Annotated in this window: 22 protein-coding genes and 1 pseudogene; 16 read left to right on the top strand and 7 right to left on the bottom strand. The window is 42.3% G+C overall.

Annotation, left to right across the window (positions count from 1 at the left end; genetic code table 11):
• Positions 1 to 7: 7 nt before the first annotated feature.
• The 3 genes from NLX67_RS07835 (at position 8) to NLX67_RS07825 (ending at position 2643) form a co-directional block, all read left to right on the top strand.
• Positions 8 to 925 (top strand): diacylglycerol kinase, encoded by a 918-nt coding sequence (locus tag NLX67_RS07835; protein WP_254311130.1) that lies wholly within the window; start codon positions 8 to 10, stop codon positions 923 to 925.
• Between the two features lie 109 nt (positions 926 to 1034).
• Positions 1035 to 1463 (top strand): MarR family winged helix-turn-helix transcriptional regulator, encoded by a 429-nt coding sequence (locus NLX67_RS07830; protein WP_254311129.1) that lies wholly within the window; start codon positions 1035 to 1037, stop codon positions 1461 to 1463.
• Positions 1456 to 2643: an MFS transporter gene (locus NLX67_RS07825; protein ID WP_254311126.1), complete on the top strand. Its 1188-nt coding sequence runs from the start codon at positions 1456 to 1458 to the stop codon at positions 2641 to 2643. Before NLX67_RS07830 ends, NLX67_RS07825 begins: the two co-directional genes overlap by 8 nt.
• An 84-nt stretch (positions 2644 to 2727) precedes the next feature.
• Here the strand turns inward: NLX67_RS07825 and NLX67_RS07820 are convergent, their stop codons facing one another.
• A complete protein-coding gene (locus NLX67_RS07820) occupies positions 2728 to 3492 on the bottom strand; it encodes a YheC/YheD family protein (RefSeq protein WP_254311124.1) in 765 nt (254 codons plus the stop codon).
• A 156-nt stretch (positions 3493 to 3648) separates the two neighbouring features.
• Here NLX67_RS07820 and NLX67_RS07815 point away from each other — a divergent pair, with 156 nt between their 5' ends.
• The 3 genes from NLX67_RS07815 to NLX67_RS07805 all read left to right on the top strand — a co-directional run bounded on the left by NLX67_RS07815 (position 3649) and on the right by NLX67_RS07805 (position 7502).
• Positions 3649 to 5034, top strand: a complete 1386-nt coding sequence (locus NLX67_RS07815; RefSeq protein ID WP_254311121.1) for a UDP-N-acetylmuramoyl-tripeptide--D-alanyl-D-alanine ligase — start codon at positions 3649 to 3651, stop codon at positions 5032 to 5034.
• 148 nt (positions 5035 to 5182) lie between these two features.
• A complete protein-coding gene (locus NLX67_RS07810) occupies positions 5183 to 6091 on the top strand; it encodes a C40 family peptidase (RefSeq protein ID WP_254311119.1) in 909 nt (302 codons plus the stop codon).
• 187 nt (positions 6092 to 6278) lie between these two features.
• Entirely contained in the window at positions 6279 to 7502 is a 1224-nt protein-coding gene (locus NLX67_RS07805) for an ATP-grasp domain-containing protein (RefSeq protein ID WP_254311118.1), read from the top strand.
• A 342-nt stretch (positions 7503 to 7844) separates the two neighbouring features.
• Here the strand turns inward: NLX67_RS07805 and NLX67_RS07800 are convergent, their stop codons facing one another.
• Positions 7845 to 10016 (bottom strand): YheC/YheD family protein, encoded by a 2172-nt coding sequence (locus tag NLX67_RS07800; protein WP_254311115.1) that lies wholly within the window; start codon positions 10014 to 10016, stop codon positions 7845 to 7847.
• Between the two features lie 181 nt (positions 10017 to 10197).
• On the opposite strand from NLX67_RS07800, the gene NLX67_RS07795 reads away from it, so the two are divergent.
• The 3 genes from NLX67_RS07795 (at position 10198) to NLX67_RS07785 (ending at position 14242) form a co-directional block, all read left to right on the top strand.
• Positions 10198 to 10632, top strand: coding sequence for a CotY/CotZ family spore coat protein (locus tag NLX67_RS07795; protein WP_254311113.1), 435 nt, complete (start codon positions 10198 to 10200; stop codon positions 10630 to 10632).
• A 168-nt stretch (positions 10633 to 10800) separates the two neighbouring features.
• Positions 10801 to 12531: an ABC transporter ATP-binding protein gene (locus NLX67_RS07790; protein ID WP_254311106.1), complete on the top strand. Its 1731-nt coding sequence runs from the start codon at positions 10801 to 10803 to the stop codon at positions 12529 to 12531.
• Positions 12512 to 14242: an ABC transporter ATP-binding protein gene (locus NLX67_RS07785; protein WP_254311105.1), complete on the top strand. Its 1731-nt coding sequence runs from the start codon at positions 12512 to 12514 to the stop codon at positions 14240 to 14242. The genes NLX67_RS07790 and NLX67_RS07785 overlap by 20 nt, the downstream gene beginning before the upstream one ends.
• Before the next feature lie 128 nt (positions 14243 to 14370).
• On the opposite strand, the gene NLX67_RS07780 is transcribed toward NLX67_RS07785, so the two are convergent.
• Entirely contained in the window at positions 14371 to 14787 is a 417-nt protein-coding gene (locus NLX67_RS07780; RefSeq protein WP_254311103.1) for a pyridoxamine 5'-phosphate oxidase family protein, read from the bottom strand.
• Positions 14788 to 15211: 424 nt separating this feature from the next.
• Here NLX67_RS07780 and NLX67_RS07775 point away from each other — a divergent pair, with 424 nt between their 5' ends.
• From NLX67_RS07775 to NLX67_RS07770, 3 genes and pseudogenes are all read left to right on the top strand, one after another.
• Positions 15212 to 15373, top strand: coding sequence for a hypothetical protein (locus NLX67_RS07775; protein ID WP_254311102.1), 162 nt, complete (start codon positions 15212 to 15214; stop codon positions 15371 to 15373).
• Positions 15370 to 15531 (top strand): annotated as a pseudogene (locus NLX67_RS23190) (DUF2085 domain-containing protein); the annotation flags it as partial. The gene NLX67_RS07775 and the pseudogene NLX67_RS23190, both read left to right, overlap by 4 nt.
• 28 nt (positions 15532 to 15559) lie before the next feature.
• Positions 15560 to 15721 (top strand): hypothetical protein, encoded by a 162-nt coding sequence (locus NLX67_RS07770; RefSeq protein ID WP_483863873.1) that lies wholly within the window; start codon positions 15560 to 15562, stop codon positions 15719 to 15721.
• Here NLX67_RS07770 and NLX67_RS07765 read toward each other — a convergent pair.
• Positions 15708 to 16469 carry a TSUP family transporter gene (locus NLX67_RS07765; RefSeq protein ID WP_254311098.1) on the bottom strand — a complete coding sequence of 254 codons (762 nt, stop codon included), beginning with the start codon at positions 16467 to 16469 and terminating at the stop codon, positions 15708 to 15710. The two genes, NLX67_RS07770 and NLX67_RS07765, sit on opposite strands and share 14 nt — an antisense overlap.
• Positions 16470 to 16570: 101 nt before the next feature.
• On the opposite strand from NLX67_RS07765, the gene NLX67_RS07760 reads away from it, so the two are divergent.
• Complete coding sequence (locus NLX67_RS07760) at positions 16571 to 17344, top strand: TrmB family transcriptional regulator (RefSeq protein ID WP_254311097.1); 774 nt, start codon at positions 16571 to 16573, stop codon at positions 17342 to 17344.
• Between the two features lie 17 nt (positions 17345 to 17361).
• Positions 17362 to 18735 (top strand): 23S rRNA (uracil(1939)-C(5))-methyltransferase RlmD, encoded by a 1374-nt coding sequence (rlmD, locus tag NLX67_RS07755; RefSeq protein WP_254311094.1) that lies wholly within the window; start codon positions 17362 to 17364, stop codon positions 18733 to 18735.
• 330 nt (positions 18736 to 19065) lie between these two features.
• Here rlmD and NLX67_RS07750 read toward each other — a convergent pair whose 3' ends face one another.
• From NLX67_RS07750 to NLX67_RS07740, 3 genes are all read right to left on the bottom strand, one after another.
• Positions 19066 to 19446: an SET domain-containing protein gene (locus tag NLX67_RS07750; protein WP_254311091.1), complete on the bottom strand. Its 381-nt coding sequence runs from the start codon at positions 19444 to 19446 to the stop codon at positions 19066 to 19068.
• 57 nt (positions 19447 to 19503) lie between these two features.
• Positions 19504 to 20589 carry a CotH kinase family protein gene (locus NLX67_RS07745; RefSeq protein WP_254311089.1) on the bottom strand — a complete coding sequence of 362 codons (1086 nt, stop codon included), beginning with the start codon at positions 20587 to 20589 and terminating at the stop codon, positions 19504 to 19506.
• A gap of 301 nt (positions 20590 to 20890) precedes the next feature.
• Positions 20891 to 21151 carry a hypothetical protein gene (locus NLX67_RS07740; protein ID WP_254311086.1) on the bottom strand — a complete coding sequence of 87 codons (261 nt, stop codon included), beginning with the start codon at positions 21149 to 21151 and terminating at the stop codon, positions 20891 to 20893.
• A gap of 382 nt (positions 21152 to 21533) precedes the next feature.
• On the opposite strand from NLX67_RS07740, the gene NLX67_RS07735 reads away from it, so the two are divergent.
• Positions 21534 to 22076: a hypothetical protein gene (locus NLX67_RS07735; RefSeq protein ID WP_254311085.1), complete on the top strand. Its 543-nt coding sequence runs from the start codon at positions 21534 to 21536 to the stop codon at positions 22074 to 22076.
• 139 nt (positions 22077 to 22215) lie between these two features.
• On the top strand, positions 22216 to 22727 hold a 512-nt coding region (locus NLX67_RS07730; protein ID WP_254311082.1), incomplete at its 3' end, for a DUF2642 domain-containing protein.

The following is a 22727-nucleotide window of genomic DNA, read 5'->3' as shown; positions in this document are numbered from 1 at the left end:
GATAAAGATGACGAAACGAGCACGAATTATTTATAATCCAACATCTGGGCGTGAACTATTCCGCAAGCATTTACCGGAAGCGCTCGAAAAACTTGAAAAAGCCGGTTATGAAACGTCTGCGCATGCGACAACGGGTGAAGGCGATGCAACATATGCCGCACGGATCGCAGCGGAACGAAAATTTGACGTTGTGATTGCAGCGGGCGGTGACGGGACATTAAATGAAGTTGTAAATGGTCTTGCCGGACAAGAGCACCGGCCGAAATTCGGTGTGATTCCAATGGGCACAACGAATGACTTTGCCCGTGCGCTGCACATCCCGCGAGACATTCAAGGCGCGATTGATGTCATTACAGCTGGCGAAACGATTCCGGTTGATGTCGGACGGATGAATGACCGTTATTTCATTAACATTGCTGGCGGCGGCCGGTTGACCGAGTTGACGTATGAAGTGCCGAGTAAGCTGAAAACGATGCTGGGCCAGCTGGCGTATTATTTAAAAGGAATTGAAATGCTGCCGTCGATCAAGCCGACAGATGTGAGGATTGAATATGACGACCATGTGTTTGAAGGTGAATCGCTTTTGTTTTTAATTGGTTTGACGAACTCCGTGGGCGGTTTTGAAAAACTTGCACCGGATTCATCGGTTAATGACGGGCTGTTTACGCTCATCATCTTGAAAAAAACGAACCTGGCTGAATTTATCCGGATTGCCGGCCTTGCGCTGCGAGGGGATCATTTAAACGATCCACACGTTATTTATACGAAAGCAAGACGGATTCACGTTCAGTCCAGTCACCCAATGCTCATTAATCTCGATGGTGAACTTGGCGGGGAAATACCGGCTGATTTTGAAAACTTGTACCGCCATATTGACGTTTTTGCGCCAATAGAAAAGCTTCGTCCACAAGATCGAATTTATTAACACTCAGGCTGCTTCGGATTCACCGAAGCGGTTTTTTTATTGAAAAAGTATTTCGGAAGGCGAAAAATATGCTACAATAGTTACCTAGGAAACTAATGGGGGGGACAGGATGGAGACTCATACATTATTTCATACTATTCATCAGCTATCGCGCCAGCTGACAAAACAAGTTAACGATACGCTGCAGCCATTCGGATTATACAGTGCGCAGTGGGCTGTGTTATTCGTTTTGAAGACAAAAGGGCAAATGTCACAATCGGCATTATGTGAGTATCTTGCTGTTGAGGCACCGCCAATGACGCGGACGATTCAGAGGCTGGCGAAGCAAGGCTACGTCGGGCAAACGCCGGGTGAAGATAAACGGGTGAAAGTGATTCATTTAACAGAAAAAGCGCAGCAGGCTTATCCAGAATGGGAACGAGCTGTTTTGTCAATGAACGACCGGCTGTTAGAGTGTGTGCCTGAAGAGCAGCGTGCTTTCATGCAGTCGCTGCTTAATGAGTGGCTTGGAAAGATGAAAGGGGATTTACATGAATAAACCAGCGTTATGGACGAAAGACTTTATCGGAATTTCACTGACAAACTTTTTCTTATTTATGACATTTTATTTTTTACTCGTGACATTGCCAGTTTACGTTTTGAATGAATTGAACGGAACAGAGACTGAAGCGGGACTAGCGACGACGGTCTTTTTAATTTCTGCGATTTTAATTCGGTTTATTTCTGGACAGTGGGTGGAGCATTTTGGTAAAAAAAATGTGTTAATCGCTTCACTTGCTTTATTTCTTGTGGCAGCCATTATTTATCCGTTTGTGAGCGGACTAAGTACGCTTTTAGTGCTCCGCTTTTTCCATGGTATCGGGTTCGGAATGGCAACAACGGCTGCCGGCGCGATTGTAGCAGATATTATTCCGAATTCACGCCGTGGAGAAGGAATGGGTTATTACGTTATGTCCATGAATTTGGCGATGGCGATCGGACCATTTGCGGGTCTTGCGATTATGAACGAATGGGGAATCCATGCAGGTTTTATTGTCTGCATGCTCGTCGCCTTGATCGCGCTCCTCGTTAGCTTTTCGCTGAAAAAAGACATAATAGCATTGGGAGAACCGGTCGTTCCGTTCAAGCTGGATTTGTCACCGGGCAATTTAATTGAAAAATCCGCTTTGCCGATCGCGCTGACCGGCACATTTTTTGCGATTGTATATGCAGCGATTTTGTCGTTTGTGTCTGTGTATGCTGAGGAGTTGCATATTGGCGCAGCGGCAGGGTTCTTTTTTGTCGTGTATGCCGTTGTCATTGTGTTGTCACGTCCGTTTACCGGCCGCTGGTTTGACCAGTACGGAGCGAATGTGATCGTCTATCCGTCCATTGTATTATTTGCGGCAGGGCTTCTTCTGTTAAGCCAGGCTGGCGGTGCGGGACTCTTTTTAATTGCGGCAGGTGTAATCGGGCTCGGCTGGGGTACCTTGTTTCCAGGTTTTCAAACGATTGCGATCTCTAAAGCAAGGCCTGAGAAAAAAGCACTTGCCACGGCGACGTTTTTATCGCTGTTTGACCTTGGAATCGGCTTCGGCTCCTTTGTGATGGGCGCTGTCGCTGCCGGTCTCGGCTTTAAAATGCTTTATGCGGCGTGCGCTGTTTACGTTCTCGCTGGTGTGATTGTTTATTATTTTGTACAGAAAAATAAAACAGAACCCGGGCATTCTTCTCAATAATTAAACGAATACAGCCTGGGGGCATCGTCTATATTGATAAGTCGATGTCCCCAGGCTTTTTTGATTTTTTCATAGAACAGACGCCTACGTCACTGAATCTTTCATTTTCTTTCGGTTTTCTACGATTTGTTTCCACATTTTCCTATCGATCCGTGCGAAATCTTCCATACCTGGAGTGGTGTTCACTTCAAAAATATAAGGCTTCAGGTTTTCATCCAATCCAAGATCAACGCCGCATTCCCGGCAAGGATAATTCTTTACAATGGTTTCTGCAGCAGCAATTGAGACCTCCATCAGTTTATTTAATATGTCCTGCTGCTCTTCTTTTTTCACTTTGAGAAAAATGAAAAATAAAAGCCGCATCGGCATCGCGAAAGCACCGCGGCATATATTTGTTATGGCATTTTCCTCATAGGCAATAGATCCATATACGCCTCCTACAACAGGTGTACCATTTACATGCTGAACATGAACACGAATGTTAATATGCTGTCCTCGAACCGAAACACTGTTAATGCCTTCTTGAATAATATAAGGACGTGTTCGGCCAAATCTTTCAAAAGGCTGCAATGTTTTATGAATGTCATCGATTTCCATTACCTGATCTACTTCTTTGCCTTGGAGAGAATAACCGCTCAAAGAATAAAGGTGATCTCTTTCTTTAACGAGTCTATACACCCCTCTTCCTTGCCCGGACGTATCGTGTTTAATGAATACAACAGGATAACGATTTGCAAAATTAACTAGATTTTCTTTTGTGTATTCAACTGTGTCCGGAAGGTGTTCGTGAACAAGAGGATTGCTCTGAAGTAAACGGTACTGCTCTAGCTTGCCTAACGCGTTTTTCATATTCTTCACCTCCTTTTATCTAGTTTACTGTTAGATTATGCATTTCCAGCTTAACCGTGTGGGTTAAGAGGCAATGGTGAGTGAAGTAAAACTAGATTTATGTACAATCAACAACCTGCCGCGAATCATATAATAAATGAAAAAAGGAGGGCAATAATGGAACCAGTCCTGTTAAAAGACATCCGCAATGTACTAGAAGGAGAGTTAATTTGTGGAAGAGAAGATTGGCACATAAAAAATGCCATTGTGTATAATCGTCATACATTAGAGGCGCCGTATACACTTATTTTCTTAAACAAAAGAGAGTCCATTTACTGGGGGCATTTGGCACAAATGACTCCTTGTGTTGTTGTAACCGATAAACCAGTAGAAGATATACGGCATTTGCTGAACAAAACAACCGTTATTCGTGTAAAAAGTGTGATCCAGTCTTATTGGACGTTTATTCACTATTACCGTTCTCTTTTCACGATTCCAGTTACGGCCATTACAGGGACATGTGGCAAAACAACAGTCAAAGAAATGATCAAGCACATATTGAGTCAGTCTTATACTGTACAGGCATCGGAAAGCAGCAAAAATGAACCGAGACGGTCTTTTCATTATCTGCTGGGCATTAATCGCCAGACCGATATGGCTGTGTTTGAAACTGGATTGGGAAACATAGGTAATATCAAGCACCAATGTCTTATTTATCAGCCGACCATTGGCATCATTACGACCATTGGTGCCCATCATTTGGATGGGTGCAAGACATTAGAAGGGTATATTGAAGCAAAGGGTGAAATCATTGAAGGGGTTGCAGAAGACGGAGCGCTGATTTTAAATGCAGATGATGAGAACATTAAGAAACTATCATTGGATTCATTCAAAGGCAGCGTGATTTATTTTAGTTTGATCAATCCGTCTGAATTTCAGGCAGCCAATGTTTGTTACACTCAGAACGGGATGACATTTGATCTTATGCATAATGAGAAAACGTATGCTGTGTTTATCCCTGGATATGGTGAACATCAAGTATACAATGCGTTAGCTGCAATTGCCGCTGTTCACCATATGGGAATGGACATTGGCGAAGCTTCAGGGAGACTGGCGTCATTTCAAAACATGGAACGGCATCTGGAAGTGTCAGCCGGGATGAATGGATCCACAATTATTGATGACACATGGACAATCAATCCAACCTCTGTTGAAGCAGCATTAAAAGTGGTGGATGAACTTGGAAAGAATAAAAAAACAATTGTGTTACTAGGCGATATTAACCGTCTTGGCGATTACGAAATAGAGTACCACCAGAAAGTAGGCAGTATGGTGGCGGAAAGAACGTTTGATACGTTAGTGACAATCGGTGAGAAAGCAAAAGAAATTGGCCGTCAGGCGTTAAGAGATGGATTTACTGGTGATGTGCACGCGTTTCAAACGGTAGAAGGCATTCTGGAAATGTTGAAAGATAAAGTAGATGAACATACGCTGCTACTCATTAAAGGGCCTATGAAAAGCCGTTCGATGATCCAATTAGCGCAGCAATTAAAAATGCTTTAATCCCGGGTGTTTAGTATGCCTTATTTTAAAAAAAAGAAAAAAGATGAAATGAATGGGAAACCTAGAAACAACTACTAAGGGTTTCCCATTCTTGTGGATGTTAGAATAAACGGTGTTCACCAGAACAAAAACGTTTTAGGAGGCACCAATGAAAAAACAAATCGTCACAGCCGCTCTTGCCTCAATGGTTGCTTTATCAAGCATGACTGTCGCGGGTATTGAAGAACCAAAAGTGTATGCCGCAACTAATGTACAGAATAATCAAGCAGCCGTTGAAGCAAAAGCAGATCAGTTAATCAGCAGAGCAAAAGGATTAATCGGAAAAGCCACATACAGCAATACTGTCTATCAAAAAACGGCTCCTTATAAATTTTCATGCGCTTCGTTCTTAAACTTTATATTTGAGAAAGAAGGCGTGGATCTGGCTACGTATAATGAAAATTATATGTTGAAGCAAGGAACAGCCGTATCAAAAGCAAACTTGCAAAAAGGAGACCTTGTTTTCTTTGACAGCACTCCCGGTAATAGTGATCCGGCAAACCACATCGGCTTGTACATAGGAAATAATAAAATTATCCACATGGCCGATTCTAAACAAAATATTGTCATCTCGGATATGAGCAAAGCGTATTACCGGGACAATTATGCAGGGGCAAGAAGAGTACTGCCAACACTGATGTCAGCAAATCCGGCCACAAAAGGGGACAAGGTTGTCGCTTCTGCCTATAGCTTGATGAACAGCTCACAGTCATCCTCTTTAACGAATGCTAGTTTTGTAAACCGTGTATTCCAAAACAATGGGGTTCAGCTGGGGGCAGCGACTGTAAGTGAACAAATGAAGAAGGGGACCTACGTTTCCAGAAGCCAGCTGAAAAAAGGCGATATTGTCTTTTTTAATAGCACGAAAGGATCAACCAAACCCACTATGGCAGCCATTTATGCCGGCGACCATCGACTGGTGATGAAGACGTCAGAAGGCGTGATTTCGCGGGTTATATTCGTGGATTGGTATGATCAGCATTATTTAACGGCCAGACGCGTCCTAGCCGGAAACTAAGAGATAAAGACTTGCGGCGCTTTGCCAAAACAGTATAGTCACGTAAATGATTTATAAAGCAGCCCTGTGCTGCTTTTTTTTTTGCCTGAAATGGTTAAGGCAGGGCGAATGACCATTCAAAATTCCAGGCAGGTCATACCTTATATAGAAACTTGAATGCCGCTTAAAAATAGGGAGGGTACGTTTCGTGAAAACCATAGTATTTATCGGATTAAATAAATCAGGTTCCAGCAGAGAAGCAGTGAAAGCAGCCGAAAAATCAGGGTATTTCACGGTGGTTTTTACAAACAGAGAACGGCAGCTGGAGCAGCGAGAAGAATATCCGGATGTGCATGAACTCGTTTTATTGGATATAAAAGATATCCCCGCATTAAAAGAACAAATTAAGTCATTGCAGCATAGAGGACATGACATTAAAGCCATCACCAGTTTTGTTGATCAGCATGTTCATACAGCTTCCGTGTTAGCAGATGAATTTTGCCACAACTATTTATCGACGGATGCCATTTTTATTATGGAAAATAAAGAAGAAACACGAAGCTATCTTTCGCATCAGCCGTATACGCCAGCATTTTTACTCGTAGAAAAAAACACCTCCACTTCATCCATCACCTTCCCGGATCACTTAACGTATCCTGTTATGGTCAAATGTCCTAAATCAACCGGCTCAAAAGATGTTATTTTTGCAGAAGAAGAAGAAGAGTTAAAAAGAAGCATAGTAAAATTAAAAGACAAATATCCCGAAGAAACGCTGATTGTTGAAGAATACATTGATGGGGAACAATATTTAGTTGAAGTAATTGTATTTAAAGGACAAATAATGATCGCAGCCATTATCGAGCAGGAAATTACGAAAGGGAAGCGGTTTATTGTGACGGGGTACGGGGTGCTGGCCAATGTTGCGCCAGAAATAGAAGAAAGTATTCAAGAGATCATCCACTCCATCGTTACTTCTTTAAACATTCAAAACGGGGCTTTTCATCTTGAATTAAGACGCACAGATACTGGATGGAAGCTGATCGAGATCAATCCGAGGATTTCCGGCGGTGCGATGAATAAAATGATTCAAGCGGCCTTTGGCTACAGCTTAGTAGAGGAAACACTCAAAATTTTGACAGGAGAAACGCCTTCTTTAGAAAAGAAAACCAATTATTTTGTGTTTACACAGCATGTGATTGTCGGCCAAAAAGGCATATTAGAAAAAGTAACAGGGAAAAACAGAGCAGCAAAATGTCCGAACGTCGCGGAAGTGTATGTAAAACCGAAAAAAGGCACACTGCTTATCCCGCCGTTGTCAATGGGGCATCGATATGCGTATGTCATCGCGACAGGCAAAACGATGCAGGAAGCAGCAATGTTCGCAAAAAAAGCAGCTCGGGAAATTCAATTTTATTTAAGAGAAGAACAATAACGACAAGCCCATTTTATATGGGCTTGTCGTTTCAGAGTGTAGACAAATAAACCCTTTTGTCAGCGCATTTGATTTCTTATTCATCATTGATCTTTGGTGATGGCAGTTTAGGGCTTTCTGATTGGAGCCGAAAAGCGAAGTCCTTTTTGCTTCACCTATCGGCCCTTTCAAAAAAAGACTGGCGACTTTGTCGACAGCCTGTAACGACAAGCCCATTTTATACGGGCTTGTCGTTTTTATATGGAAAAAGAACGATCAAAAAAAGAAACTCCTCCCCAAAAAACATAGAGTTCTAAGAAGGACAAAGAACTCTATGTGCTGCCTGCATCGGAGGGCGTCGTTTTATTTTAAAGCATACGTGGTATCTAAAAAGGCAACGGTATCAAACATATTCGTTTTGCTTGCGCCTTTTATAAGAATTGTATCTTTTTCTTGAAGGATCTCCTGCAAGTATTCGTGCATTTTGTCTTTGTCTAGAAAGTGCTTTACAGATTCCTCTGGGAAGGAAGCACCTATAGCTCCTGCTCCAATCGCATCTGCTCTATAGCCGTAGGTGATAATAAGGTCAATGCTCTGCTCAGCGAGGTATTCTCCGACTTTTTTATATTGCTCATCGCGCAAGTCACCGAGTTCACGCATCTGCCCTAATATCGCAATTTTTCTGCCCTTTGCTATATTTTTCAGCACATCAATCGCCGCGATGACGGCTTGCGGATGGGAGTGGACGGTATCATCAATCATGGTCATGGATTCTTTTAACTGATAAATGGTCATCCGGCGGGGCGGTTTTCGGAAAAGAAGACCCGATTTTATTTCAAGTGGTGAAAAGCCCAAGTAATCAGCTATGGCAATTGCATTCAAGGCATTGTATACGTGATGCTCACCAAAAATCGGAATAAAGAATTGATGCTCATCGTTATGAAGGACGAGTTTGAATGTCATTCCGCTTTCTGCATATGCCACATCGTATGCCCGGTAATCGGCGGTTTTTCGGATCCCGGTTGTAATGATTTTCCCTTGAAATTTCTCTGTTTCAAGATAGCCAGAATTTTCATCATCGGCATTCAGAAACAATACGCCATCCTGCTTCATGCCATGAATTAATTCTGATTTTGCATGGGCGATTCCTCGAATATCACCGTCAAAATTGCCGATATGCGCCATACCAATATTTGTGACAATGCTCATGTTTGGCTGGATAATCCCGCAATGTTCCGTAATGACACCAGGGTAAGCCATTCCATATTCAAGAACAATCGCTTCGTGAGTGGAATCAATTTCATCAGCGTGCTTTTTCGTGTGCTCCGTTGTATTCCAATAATCTTTTGATTCGAAAATATTCATTCTCGTTTTAAAAATAGAGGAAACAAAAGCCTTTGTGGTTGTTTTGCCGGCACTTCCCGTTATGGCGACAATCGGAATTTTATTTATATTCAGCTCCTTTTTCTTTTTTTCCTGAATTTTCTTTTTTATTTTATCCTGATTTTTCGCTAAGTAGATCGCATAATGAATCGTATTTTTTACGACGTCCATTTCTAAATAAAAGGCAGGCGGGCAGCCAGGACGCCAATTCACTTCATAAATCCAGATTTTCTGATCTTGATCCAGCCCGACATCCACACCGATTTCATCAATCACTTCCTGATATTCACGCATTTGAAGGTCATCAAGATGACGAGCCAATGAAAGAGAAAAATGCTCAAGCTTTCGTTTAATGTTAAATGCCTCTTCTTTACTAAACTCTTGCTTTAAAAAAGGATCGAGATAATTTGTGTAGCCGCCGTTGTTAATATTGGTCACAATCGTACCTTCAGGTGCAACGCGGGGATAAATCGTCGTGATGCCCCATTTTCCGTCTCCATCTTTTTGGACATGGAGACGGAAATCATACGCAAGACCAGCCTTTGTTTTGCTGCATATGTAAGGCTGGATAATAAATGTATTCAGTTTAAGAAGCGGATCGAAAAAAGAGGCCAGCTGTGCCCGGCTGTACTGGATGTCTGTTGAATCCTTGTTCACTACATATTCGCTGCCGTCCATTTGAATAAAATAAATTCCCTGGCCTTTTCGACCATCAATTGGTTTTACGATGACATCGCGAAAAGCATTCATAAAGTGAAGGATATCATTTGAACTTTTTATTGTTTTTGTCGGAATTAAATAGCTGGCAAACTCTTTTCCTTCTTTTAGCCTTTCAGCTACGTTCCATTTGTTGCCTATTGAATGGGTGGTGAAAGGGATGGTCTCTTTCAGCTTTTGAATCACACTTTTTGCTTTCGCTAACTTTTCAGGGCTGCCGGCATTATAGATGACATCTGGAAACGGGACCGTACGTTCTTCCCAAGCACCCTTTTCATAAACGTAGCCTTTAATGCGCTTCGTGATAAAATTTACACAATTAGGTGAGAAATAAACAAAATCAGCGCCTTCTGCCTTTGCCACAATGGCATAAGCATAGGACTTAATCACAGTTCCTGGGTCTTTTCTATGATGGAGCATACCGATTAGTGTCAAATGAATTCCCCTCTCCTTAAATAAAACCCTATCTTAGTAAATGCAGCTCAAAGATGTTATGTGAAAAGCGAATTGAAAAGAACAGGTTCGTACTAAAAAAATAATAAAGCGGGCTTTTTCACCTCTTTAAGAAAACGGAAATAAACTATAAATAAAAGCAGATAAGGAAGGGGGAGATGTCATGCGGCACAGTCGTCCCGGCAGGAGTGGTGTAGGCTATTTTTTCACCGTTTTAAAGCAGCAGCAGGATCAATTAAAAGGAATGAAAACAGACATTTGCAGCAGTCTTTTGGCAAAACTTTTTGATGGGGATACGATTCCCATTATGCTGAAGACCGATAGTGAATACTTTGAGGCAGCTGGATTAAAAGACAATTGCCCGTTTATGACGAAATATTTCCGTATCGAAAACATCGATGAAGGTAAAAATGTTGTAACACTTTCATTGCTTCAGCCTTTTGATATATGCCAGGGTGTCACGACTTGTTTTAACGAGCTGTATCATTTGGAGAGAACCGATACTTATGCCACATTACGTATAGATAGTATCAGTGCCATTCAATGTCTGGACATTGATCTTATGACCAAAAAAGTGATCATCGAACCGAAATGGTAATTTTTCTCTCTAGCTGGGGAAAGAGCTGGAGAATTCTTTTTTTTCTGATTCAAAAAAAGACAAGCCCTGCTAAAGCAACCATCAAGGGTAAGCCTGCCTCTTTAAACAGGCGAATTTTTTTCATGTTTGCTACACTGTTGACAAGAAGAAGCGGAAGAAGGAATGGGTATGAATCGTGTTTTGTCTATATTAATGCCGTATCGTCTTCAAATGGCATTTGCCTGGGGGCTTATGCTGTTGGAGCTTGCGGTAGAACTTGTGCTGCCGATTTTAATGGCAAAAACGGTGGATGAGGGCATTATCGCCAGAGATATGGATGCTATTTTATATTGGGGGGGCATTATGATCTTGCTGTCACTGTTTTCATTTGTAGCAGGGATCACGAATTCGTTTATTGCTGCCCGGATCGGACAAAATTACGGATTTGATATACGAAAAGAGCTCATTGAGAAAGTGCAGTCATTTTCGTTTGGGCAGTACGGTCGTTTTGATACATCCACGCTCATTACGCGGATGACCAATGACGTCACCCAGCTGCAGAATGCGGTTTTTATGAGCCTGCGGATTATGCTGCGCGCACCGTTAATGATTATTTTCGGCACCGCGATGGCGCTGTTTGTTCATTTTAAATTATCGCTTGTGCTGCTTGTGACCGTGCCGGTGATGACGTTTTTTATGCTGTTTATGATGAGAAAAGGAGCGGGTATGTTCCGCCGCGTGCAGCTGAAGCTCGACAAAGTAAACAGTGTCATGCATGAAAATTTAACCGGCATCCGGCTCATTAAAGCGTTCGTACGAAGCGGACATGAAACGTCACGGTTTGAGCAGGCAGGAAAAGCGCTTATGAATGAAACAATCCGCGTGATCCGCACATTTGAAAGCATCGTCCCGGTTTTGATGCTCGCCATGAACGGCGGACTCATTTTTATTTTATGGTTTGGGTTTGTTGAGATGCAAAACGGCACGGCAACAACGGGTGAAATTGTTGCGATTATTAACTATGCAGCGCGAATTATCATTTCACTGTCGATTTTCACCTTTATTACGATTGCGTTTGCCCGCGGTAAAGCGTCCGCTGTCCGCATTGATGAAGTGTTGATGATTGAGCAGGAACAGCTCAAGAAAGTAACAGAAAAGTATCCGGAAAACGGTGATATTGTCTTTGAGAATGTCACGTTTACGTATCCGGGTGGAAAGGTTCCGGTGCTTGATTCTTTTTCAATGAAGGTGAAGCGCGGAAGTATGGCTGCCATTTTAGGGGAAACGGGTTCCGGCAAATCGGCGCTGCTGTCGCTTATTCCGCGTCTATATGAACCCGATAATGGACGTCTCATGATCGGCGGGTGTGACGTGAGCCGGATGGACATTCGCATGCTGCGCCGCCAGATCGGCTTTGTCCCGCAGGAATCGCATTTATTTACAGGGTCTATCATTGAAAACATTCGATGGGGCAAAAAAGACGCGACGGAAGAGGAAGTTATAAAAGCGGCGAAAAAAGCGCAAATTCATGAAACGGTTGCGGCCCTGCCGGATGGATATGACACGATGATTGGACAAAAAGGGGTCACGCTATCGGGCGGCCAAAAGCAGCGGTTATCCATTGCGCGGGCACTCATTCGCCAGCCGGATATTTTGCTGCTCGATGACAGCACCAGCGCGCTTGATGTGGAAACGGAAGCTGCGCTTATTGAAGCCATTACGTCCGAGCCATGTACGATTTTTATTGTGACACAAAAAATTTCAACCGCAGAGCAGGCGGATTGTATTTTTATGATTGAAGATGGCGAAGCGGCGGTTTCTGGCACACACGACGAGCTGGCCAGTGAAAATGGCTTATATAAGCGGCTAATGGATTCGCAAGTGAGAAAGGGTGGGGCATATGAAGCATCCGGGCAGTAATCCGGGATCAAAACCAAAAATCAGCAATATGTCTGTCACGCTGAAGCGAATTGGACGCTATTTGCTTAAGCGAAAAGGAAAGCTGGTTTTGACCATGATGATGGTCACGCTCAGTTCCGCACTGGCGCTCGCTGGTCCATTTTTAACCGGTGTGGCAATTGATGATTATATAACATCCGGTGATGAACAGGGGCTTCTTTTGCTGCTCGCCGGTCTGGCACTTGTGTATATAAGCTATTCGCTTGTGACTTTCTTGCAAAACTATTGGATGGCGGAGATTGCGCAAAAAACAGTGTATGAACTGCGCGATGACTTGTTCCGTCATTTTCATAAATTGCCGGTTTCTTTTTTCGACAAGCGCCGTCATGGCGAATTGATGAGCCGGGTGACAAACGACATTGACAACATTAGCAGCACGTTAAACAGTTCCATTATCCAAGTAGCATCAGGCCTTTTAACGCTTACAGGCTCCATTGTCGTCATGCTTTATTTAAGCCCGCTTTTAACGGTTGTGACGCTGCTTATCATTCCGCTTATGTTTGGCGGAATGAAATGGATCACGAGCCGGACGGGACCGAGATTTAAAGAGCAGCAGCGCCATCTTGGCGACTTGAATGGTTTTATTGAAGAAGCGATTTCAAGCAGGCACATTGTCAAAATGTTTTCCCGCGAGGACGAAATGATCGATGAATTTATGGGGAAAAATGAGCGGCTGCGGGAAGCAGGGTTTCTGGCACAGGCGTATTCGGGATTTATTCCGAAGCTGATGAATCTGCTAAACAATGCGGGTTTTGCGTTCATTGCGCTCGCTGGCGGTATTTTGGCGCTGAATGGACAGGCGACGGTCGGTACTATTGTGATTTTTACCGAATATGCCCGTCAGTTTACACGACCGCTCAATGACCTTGCCAATCAATACAATACGATGCTGTCGGCTGTGGCCGGTGCGGAACGTGTTTTTGACATTATGGATACAGATGAAGCCGTTGATGGGAAGACAGGCAGTCAGCACAAACTGTCCGGTCATGTCGTTTTTGACCATGTATCTTTTTCGTACGAAAAAGGGAAAGAAACCCTGTCTAACGTGTCATTTGAAGCAGCGATTGGTGAAACAATTGCATTGATCGGGCCGACAGGATCAGGTAAAACGACGATTATGAATTTGCTCGCCCGGTTTTATGAGCCGGATGGCGGTGCGATTTTATTTGACGGTGTGGACAGCCGGGCAATAGCAGGTTCTGCGCTGCGCGGCCAAATGGGATTTGTTCTGCAGGATACGGTGTTATTTGAAGAAACAGTGATGGAAAACATCCGCTACGGCAGGCTGGATGCGACGGACGATGAAGTAATCGAAGCGGCATGCAAAGCGAATGCCCATTCATTTATTATGCGGATGCCGGATGGCTACGCGTCAAAATTAAGCCAGGACGGATCGGGCATCAGCCAAGGACAGAGGCAGCTTCTATCCATTGCGCGGGCGATTTTGGCCGATCCGGTTGTTCTTATTTTAGACGAAGCGACGAGCAGCATCGACACGATTACAGAGCTCCATATTCAAGATGCGCTTGCTCTCTTAATGGAAGGACGGACGAGTTTCGTGATCGCTCACCGGCTGAACACGATCCGGCGCGCCGATCAGGTAATCCGTTTGCAAAATGGCGGCATCGAAGCGATTGGAACATATGAAGAAGTAGTAGCGTCTGCACAATAAGAAAAAGCACGCAAAATTAGTTGAGTGGTAAATGGCGATAAGTGGACACAACTATAGGCAATTGGACATAAATCATGATACATGAATACAAAAAAGCATCGCGCAGTAAGCGTCGATGCTTTTTAACATTACAGTTCCAGTGTTTGTGGAGGCTGTCCTTTTTTGTTCATTAAACGAATTTGATCCGGATTAATTTGCAAAATAAGCAATTTCGGATCTTCCGGGCCGTCAAACCAAGGTTCCAAGTGTTCATTCCATACTTTTTCTTTCAAGCTCTCGTCATCCGATTCAATGACTTTCCCTTCGATCTCCACATACATATCCCCGAAGCCTTCACCTTCATATCCAAGTAAAATGTGCGTGTACGGATTTTGCTCAACATCTTCGGTTTTGTGCGTATCTTTACTTGTAACTGTATAAAGGGTCAAGTCATCGTTGAAAAATGTCATGTAGCGTGAACGCGGCTTATTATCATGAATGGTCGCCATCGTTCCGACACGGCTTTCTTTTAAAATAGATAAAATTTGCTCTTTTACTGAACTCATTGATTGATCACTCCTTATGTTCTATCCTGTACTATTCCACTTTTCTCTTGAATTAAACACGTGAATTAAACAAATAAAAAACACTCACAGCGAGTGGTTTTTATTTGAACCATTATTCCGGCTGCGATTTTACTAAAATCTTCACCTGGTTTTTTGCTTTCATTAAATGCCGGTCTATTCTACTTTGATTTTTACTTTTCCAGGCACGATGACCGGTTCGTAAAGCGTCTCCACATAGTGGTAGCTTACTTCTTCATTTTATCATATGCTTAAAGAAGCACCTATATTGATGGAGGGGAAAAAGATGGTTTTTCTCAGCTTTTGTGCCGCTCTTATTTGTGTAATCGGCAGTATTGTCGGCTTAACCTCGAATCCAGACAGCGGTGAGCGAATCATCCTGTTCATTTAGCTTGGATTTGGCGTGATGTTATTTGTTTACACGGTGTATTGGTACAATAAGCGGCGAAAAAAAGGAAAAGATGATGACTGTTCAGGCTTGGACTGTCCAACACCAACGATCAACAAACGAACATTTGACTGCGATCGGGACGGAGACTGCGACTGTGGTCCGGATTGTTCGTTATGAAAGATTTTTTAACACTTCAATTTATGCCGTGCCTTCGCCAATCGGAGCGTTCTTTAATTGTAAAAGGAAAGAAGTTTCTAGTCTGTTATCGCTGTATGTTTATCTTAATCGGCCTTTTTATGTCGATTCCAATGGTCTTTTTTTACACCGCTTTTTTCCGTTATTCCGTCTTTTTTTGCTGCCGTTTTGATGAATGTGCCGATGCTGATCGATGGGTTTACACAAAAGAAAGAATGCCGCACGAGCCTAAAATCCTCTTCAATTGGCACAGGTTTTTTAGCAGGTTTTGGACTGGCACAGTTCGTCGTGGCATCTGCAAAAGCAGGGGCCTTTTTTATTGTGAACTGAAAAAGTCATATACATTTTTACTGATCAATAAAACTGTGACGATGATAAATAGAAGCCGAACGTACGTCGTTCCTTTTCGAATCGCGAACTTTGATCCGGTCAGAGCACCGAGAATCATCGCCACGCCCATTACCAGCCCATATGAAATGTGAACCATATCCATCGTCAAAAACAGAATCAATGCGGCGATGTTGCTTCCGAAGTTCAACAGTTTTGCATTGCCGGCAGACTGCATGAAATCAAAACCGAGCAATAGGAAGGCAAACAAAATAAATGAGCCGGTCCCAGCGCCAAGAAAACCGTCATAAAAGCCAATAACCAAAATAGCCGTCATAAACAGCACGGCTTTTTTCCAATTCAGTTTTTTATAGGTAGACACGCTTCCCCAATTTTTTTTAAAGATTGTATAAACTGCAACGGCGATCAGCAAAACGAGAATAAGCGGCTTTAAAATATCTGGAGAAACGTAACGAACTGTTATTGCGCCGAGAAGAGAACCGATAAACGCGATTGGAAACAGCTTGCCTGTCAGACGGAAATCAACTTTTCCGGCTTTAATAAAAGCAATCGTACTCGTCAGTGCACCCATTGTGCTGGACAACTTATTAGTCGCGACAGCAGTAGCTGGTGGAAGTCCTGTTGAAAGAAGAGCGGGAATGGAAATTAGTCCTCCGCCCCCTACTACCGCATCGATAAAAGCTGCTAAAAAACCGAAAAAAAATAACGTAAGAATGATCGTTTCGTCCAAATAAACACCTCTCGTATAATAGTTACTACTTTAATAGTAACTATTATTTTTCGTTTTGTAAACATGATATGATAAGAAAAAGAAACGTTCTGGAGGGCAAAATGGACGAACTTATTCAAAAAATACAATCGGTTGGCTTTAATCAATACGAATCAAAAGCGTATGTTACACTTGTGAAAATCGGAACATCAACAGCGTATCAAGTCAGCAAAGAATCCGGCATACCGCGGGCGCGCGTATATGATGTACTGAAAAGTTTGTCTGCCCAAGGAGTGGTGATTCAAGAAGAAATAAACGACAGTGTTTATTATTCACCCCTGCCGGTGGATGTTTTTTTGTCCTCTATTCAATCCGAGTGGGAAACGACATTTTCATCTATCCACGAATCATTAAAAATGTTAGAGGCGGTTCAGCCGGTTCCGGATAACCGGGTTGCGTCCATTCAAGGACAGGAATCAATTCTTGCATTTTGTGAAACACTTCTAAAAAAAGCCAAACGAAAAGTGATTATTTCTTTATGGAGCGAGATGTATGAAATGCTAGAACCGCTCTTGAAAGAAGCAGCGCATCGTTGTAAGATGAAGGGTATTGTTTTTCAAGTAATCAATCCAATCACTGGACTTGATTTGCATCGCCAGACAAGTTTTGTTGAGCAGATTGGGCATAAAAAGTGGTTTATTTTATCCGTTGATGGCAGCGAAATGTTATATGGTCCATCTGTAGAACAGCGCGATAACGCTTTTTATACGGATGATCCGGTTCATATTTATTTGCTTGAAAATTATGTATGGCACGATATATTAGTCAATCGCCTTGTGAAGGAAAAAGAAATGGAAAACTGGATTTCCGCCGAGAGGGATGCATTTTTTAATTAGAAAGAGGAGATGTAATTGTGGCAAAGACTCAAACTCCGGTCAAAAAAGGAGATACCGTTCACGTATCGGTTACTGATTTAACACATGAAGGAAAAGGGGTAGCGAAAGTTGACGGCTACCCGTTATTTATAGAAGGCATTCTGCCGGGTGAAACAGGAGAGATTGAAGTAACAAAATTAAACAAAGGCTACGGCTTTGCGAGACTCATCCGCCTGGACCAGGCATCGCCGGAGCGGGTGGAGCCGCCTTGTCCGGTCTACGACGAATGCGGCGGCTGCCAGCTTCAGCACTTGTCTTATGCGGGACAGATGGAGATGAAATACAATCAGGTCCGCAGCGTGATCGACCGGATCGCCAAACTGCCGGACGTGCCCGTTCATCCGGTGCTCGGCATGAACGATCCGTGGCGCTACCGGAATAAAGCACAGGTGCCAGTCGGTTTGTCCGGCGGCCGGATTGTCGCCGGATTTTATAAAAAACGCTCGCATGAGATCATTGATATGACCGAATGCTTGATTCAGCACGAAGAAAGTGACACGATCATTCAAAAAGTGAAAGACGTCTGCTCGGCGAATGGGGTTATGCCATACGATGAACAGCGTCATAAAGGCGTGATTCGCCACGTCATGGCACGGATTGGCTACCAAACCGGCGAGAAAATGGCTGTGCTTATTACGCGCACAAACGAGCTGCCGAATGAAGCCGCAATCGTGGAAGGCATCCGTGCCGCTGTCCCCGGGATTACATCTATCGTTCAAAATGTGAATCCTGACAAAACGAACGTCATTTTCGGCAGCCGGACAAGGACGCTGTACGGAGAAGACGTCATTTATGACACGATCGGCAGCGTGAAATTCGCGATTTCCGCCCGTTCGTTTTACCAGGTCAATCCGGTTCAGACGGAAGTACTTTATAACAAAGCGCTGGAGTATGCCGGGCTGACTGGGGAAGAAACGGTTATCGACGCTTACTGTGGGATTGGCACCATTTCACTCTTTCTGGCGCAAAAAGCAAAACAGGTTTACGGAGTCGAGATCGTCCCGCAGGCCATTGAAGATGCCGAGCAAAACGCGGAACTAAACGGTATCACCAATGCTTATTTTGAAGCGGGAAAAGCGGAAGAAGTCATTCCAGCCTGGTACAAGCAGGGCATTCGACCGGACGTCATCGTCGTTGATCCGCCACGCAAAGGCTGCGATGAAGCGCTTCTGGAGACGATTTTAAAAATGAAACCGAAAAAAGTTGTTTATGTATCATGCAATCCGGGGACACTCGCACGTGATTTGCGGGTATTAGAAGATGGAGGCTACAAGACGCGTGAAGTGCAGCCGGTGGATATGTTTCCCCAAACGGTGCATGTAGAGGCAGTAGCTGTTTTAGATTTGATTTAATAAGGTTTTGAAGCAGGGAAGGAGTCAGTTGACCACATTCCCTGCATTTTTTGTTTCGCTAACTCTCTTTTTTAAAACTCAATATGAAGCTGTTTATTCTAGAAAACAAGGTAAAATGGAGTTGCAAAAATTAATAATCCGTTAAAAGAAAAGAGAACTTTATAAAGTCCTCTCTTTCTTTTTATACCTCGAAAATGTATTCCTCAAATAAATTGTGTTGATTTTTCTTTCATGTTATCAGTAACATGAGCAATTCAGACTTTTTCCATAAGCTTTTTAGGGATGAGCAATAAAAAACCTTTACTGCTTGGCGCTACAATATCAATTTATCTAATCAATTATCTCAAACCATAGTGAAGATTTATCTTCAGGATCGCAGTTGTAATTTATAGTGATTTCTTCGTTCTCGTTAATGTTAGCTATTGCGTAAAAGTCTATCGATAGAGCGTCTAGATTATAAACAAATACAGCGTTTGGAGTATATGAATGATTAAATAGAGATCCATATCCTAGAGCAATCGCTGTATGCTCATAATTTTCACCCCAAGTGAAGCAGTAATCAAAAAGTATCGTCTTTTCTAAATACTTCCACTCAGTTTGGGGTGATATTAAAACAGGCGATACTTCAATAAGTTCACCTGTTTTAATATCACGCGCAGCATATATCCCTCTACCGTAATTATCAGTGTTTTTTATACATATTGGTTTCACAGTATTTGCCCCTTTCTGCCATTCTAAAGCACATTTTTGATGATCAGGACAATTTCTTCAGTCAAGATCCACCAAATGTTTTTTCAAATAGCTGCGGCGTTCGCGAATAAATTGAAAAATAAACTCGGGCTCTCCATCGAATGTATCAATCGTTTTCTTTTTATAAGGATCGGAAAGGATGTGTGGTCTTAAAGCTTGATGCAGAGAAATTATTTTATTTTCCAAATGTTCGACTGTAAATTTGGTTTCCAAAATTTTCTCCAATATGTTTCGGTAAAGTTTGCGGAATTCTGGTATCTGCAGGAGGAGATAGCAAAGGTTGTTGGCTTTCTTTCCTTTAATAGGTACGTAATCGTAACGCATGACTCCACCGTCGACTTTTCGTCCCCAAGTTGCGTCATAGTCCCAGGGAATGATTTCGAACAAACCTGTCTCACTGTTTCGGTACAGTGCATAGTTGTGAGTGAACCCGTCATTGTTCATGGTACAAACGGCTCCAGCAAACCAGCATAAAAAAGTATTAATATTGAGGTGGCGGGGAATTTCATCAGAAAAATCAGATAGGGGAATCGTATTGATTTTGTTTATAAATTCATGAAGGAAAGCATCGTCTGATTCGGTTCCTAAAACTCGTCTATAACCCGAAAGAAGTGATTCTTTTCTCTTTTCATCTCTCATCAACGAAAAATTAGCATTATTATTGACAGCATAAAAAATTGGACCCGAAGGAAGGCCTCTCTTTTCCAAGAACAGATCATCCACGGATTCCAATTGCAAATAGACACCTTTAAAAGAGCCATTTCGCGTTAAATTTATATGCTGACTCTGTGGGGATAGAACACCAAGGTCCTGGAAAAAATCGAAAGAAAGTTTATTACGCATAAGGGATGGGTCTCTATATTCCGCATTGAGATGAATGACGCGGGCCCCCGAGAATCTATTTGGATCGACGAACTCGATCCAGAAAGATCTTTTTCGAAATTTCCGCGTATAGGATCCCCGGTAAGCGATGTCGATATCATAGAGGGTGTTCTCCACCTTTAAATAGGCGGGAACAGGATGATCGCTCCATATATCACTCCGTAAATCATTTAGATCATTTTCTTCCATTATCAAAAAATAAGATGGAATTAGATAAGGCATAGACTCTCTGTCCTTTCCCTGATAAAACCGATATGCTCACGTTTATCTTTATTCGCCGTTACTATCATCATTGTACGCAGCTAGTGAATAAATTGATTTTAAAGGAAACAAATTTTATTTTTGTACAATCTTTAATTGTTGACTCATTGAAGAGGTTTTCTATGGAACTGATCTCAAATTCAAGTTCTTTAACGTGCACTTACTCTTTTGAGATGCTCTTTGGAGTTGGTAATAGTACTCTTTAAGCAGCAAATGCTTCCGTTTGATCAATGAGTAATTGATCAAACGGAAGCATTTTTTACTATCTTCGTCTTCGTGGACCTTTTTTTGGTCCTTTACCTGGACCCGTTGATGTGTGGCCGGTTGATGTGTGACCGGTTGATGTGTGGCCGGTTGATGTGTGACCGGTTGATGTGTGGCCGGTTGATGTGTGGCCGGTTGATGTGTGGCCGGTTGATGTGTGGCCGGTTGATGTGTGGCCGGTTGATGTGCGGCCGGTTGATGTGTGGCCGGTTGATGTGCGGCCCGTTGATGTCTGATCCTTTTTCTTCTTTTTAGGCACTACCATCTCTCCTTTATATTAATGCTTAGAATACATTATATTCAAAAAGCCATTAAAATGAACCAACGGATCTCCTACTCAGTAATCTTATTTTGAATTTATTTTTTCAGCATATTATGATGTGTTAAATGACGGGGATTTTCCATTTAAGAGGTATAGAAGCTGTTCATGCGGTTTCAGTCGGAGGTTTTTAAGAAGTAAAATAATGATGATTTTTCTACATATCCAAGAACGTGCAAAGTATATGTTGTCAAGAAACTCTGCATTTTAGTGGTTCTATCAACACGAATTAAAAAATAAGATTTCCAATTAATGAATCAGTACCATCTTTTCCTTTCTGCATATAATTACAAGGAATTACCTAAACAGGAGGAGAAGATCAATGAATAATGAAATTTTGAGGTCATCAGTTGGCAAAGTAGTCAAAGTTAATCGTGGCGGACCTGACTCCCGGATCGGACAATTGCTGGCAGTACAAGACGATTACTTTGTACTTCTTACCAAAGAAGACGGTGTTCTTTACTATAAAGGTCAGCACGTTAAAAGCATAACGGACAATACAAAGAACGGACTCGAATTTAATCTCCTCGTCCCTAGAAATTTTACGTACATCAGCGGAAAAGTATTTACAGAAGTCATGAACAATTTAAAGTACAAATGGGTGATAATCAACCGTGGCGGACCTGAGAAATATGAAGGGATCCTTGATGATTGTAATGACGATTATGTCACAATTATTTGTAATGAAGAAGTTATTCGTGTATCGACGTTCCATATTAAAAACATCAGCTATGATTTGAAAATTGAAGCTCCAGAGAAAGGGAACAAAGAAAAAAATAATGAAGGGAAAAATGATGAAAAAGACAAAAAAGGATCAGATAAGAAAGGAAAAGGGGAAGAACCTCAAAAAACGGAAAGCGAATAATTGCTTTCAGTTATGTTAAATAGGAAAGAAATCGGAGTCTCTTTGAATGGAGGAATGGGATAAGTGATTATGCATATTCTCCTCTTTCAAAGGGGCCCTTATTTGATGAAAAAGGTTTCAACCGGTGAGGGGGATAGAAATGTCGAACCTTTTTTTTTCAGATGCACTTAAATCGCTTATCGGCTATTCAGTAGGCGTCTTTTCAAGCGATGGGACATTAATGAAAGGAACAATAGTCGATGTTAAGAAAGATTATTTAATTTTACAGAACACAGAAGAAAAATACATTTACCATCAACTTGCGCAAATAAAGTCAGTTTCAAAAAATGCGAAAGATTTGCAGGCCAACCCGATTAGACAGGATTATTTACAGGCAGAGCAGCTTCATGAAATTTTGGAGCAGTGTAAGTACAGCTGGGTAACGGTCAATTGTTATAATGATCAATTTGTTGCAGGCTTTCTAAGCAAAGTCTTTGATGATCACCTTATTTTAATTAGTGAAGAAGAAAAAATTATTATGCAAAATGCCTGCATTATTAATATATTCCCAGGTGTTTGTGAACCTGCTGATGTTGAAGCAAAGGATGAGAGAAGTGAAAATGAATCATCTTTGAAAGGTACAGAAGAAACGGATGAGCAGGATAAAAAAGA

This window comes from Domibacillus sp. A3M-37 (assembly GCF_024213455.1).
Classification (GTDB): domain Bacteria; phylum Bacillota; class Bacilli; order Bacillales; family Domibacillaceae; genus Domibacillus; species Domibacillus tundrae.
Note: the sequence above shows the minus strand (reverse complement) of the source record. Positions and strands in the feature narration are given on the sequence as shown.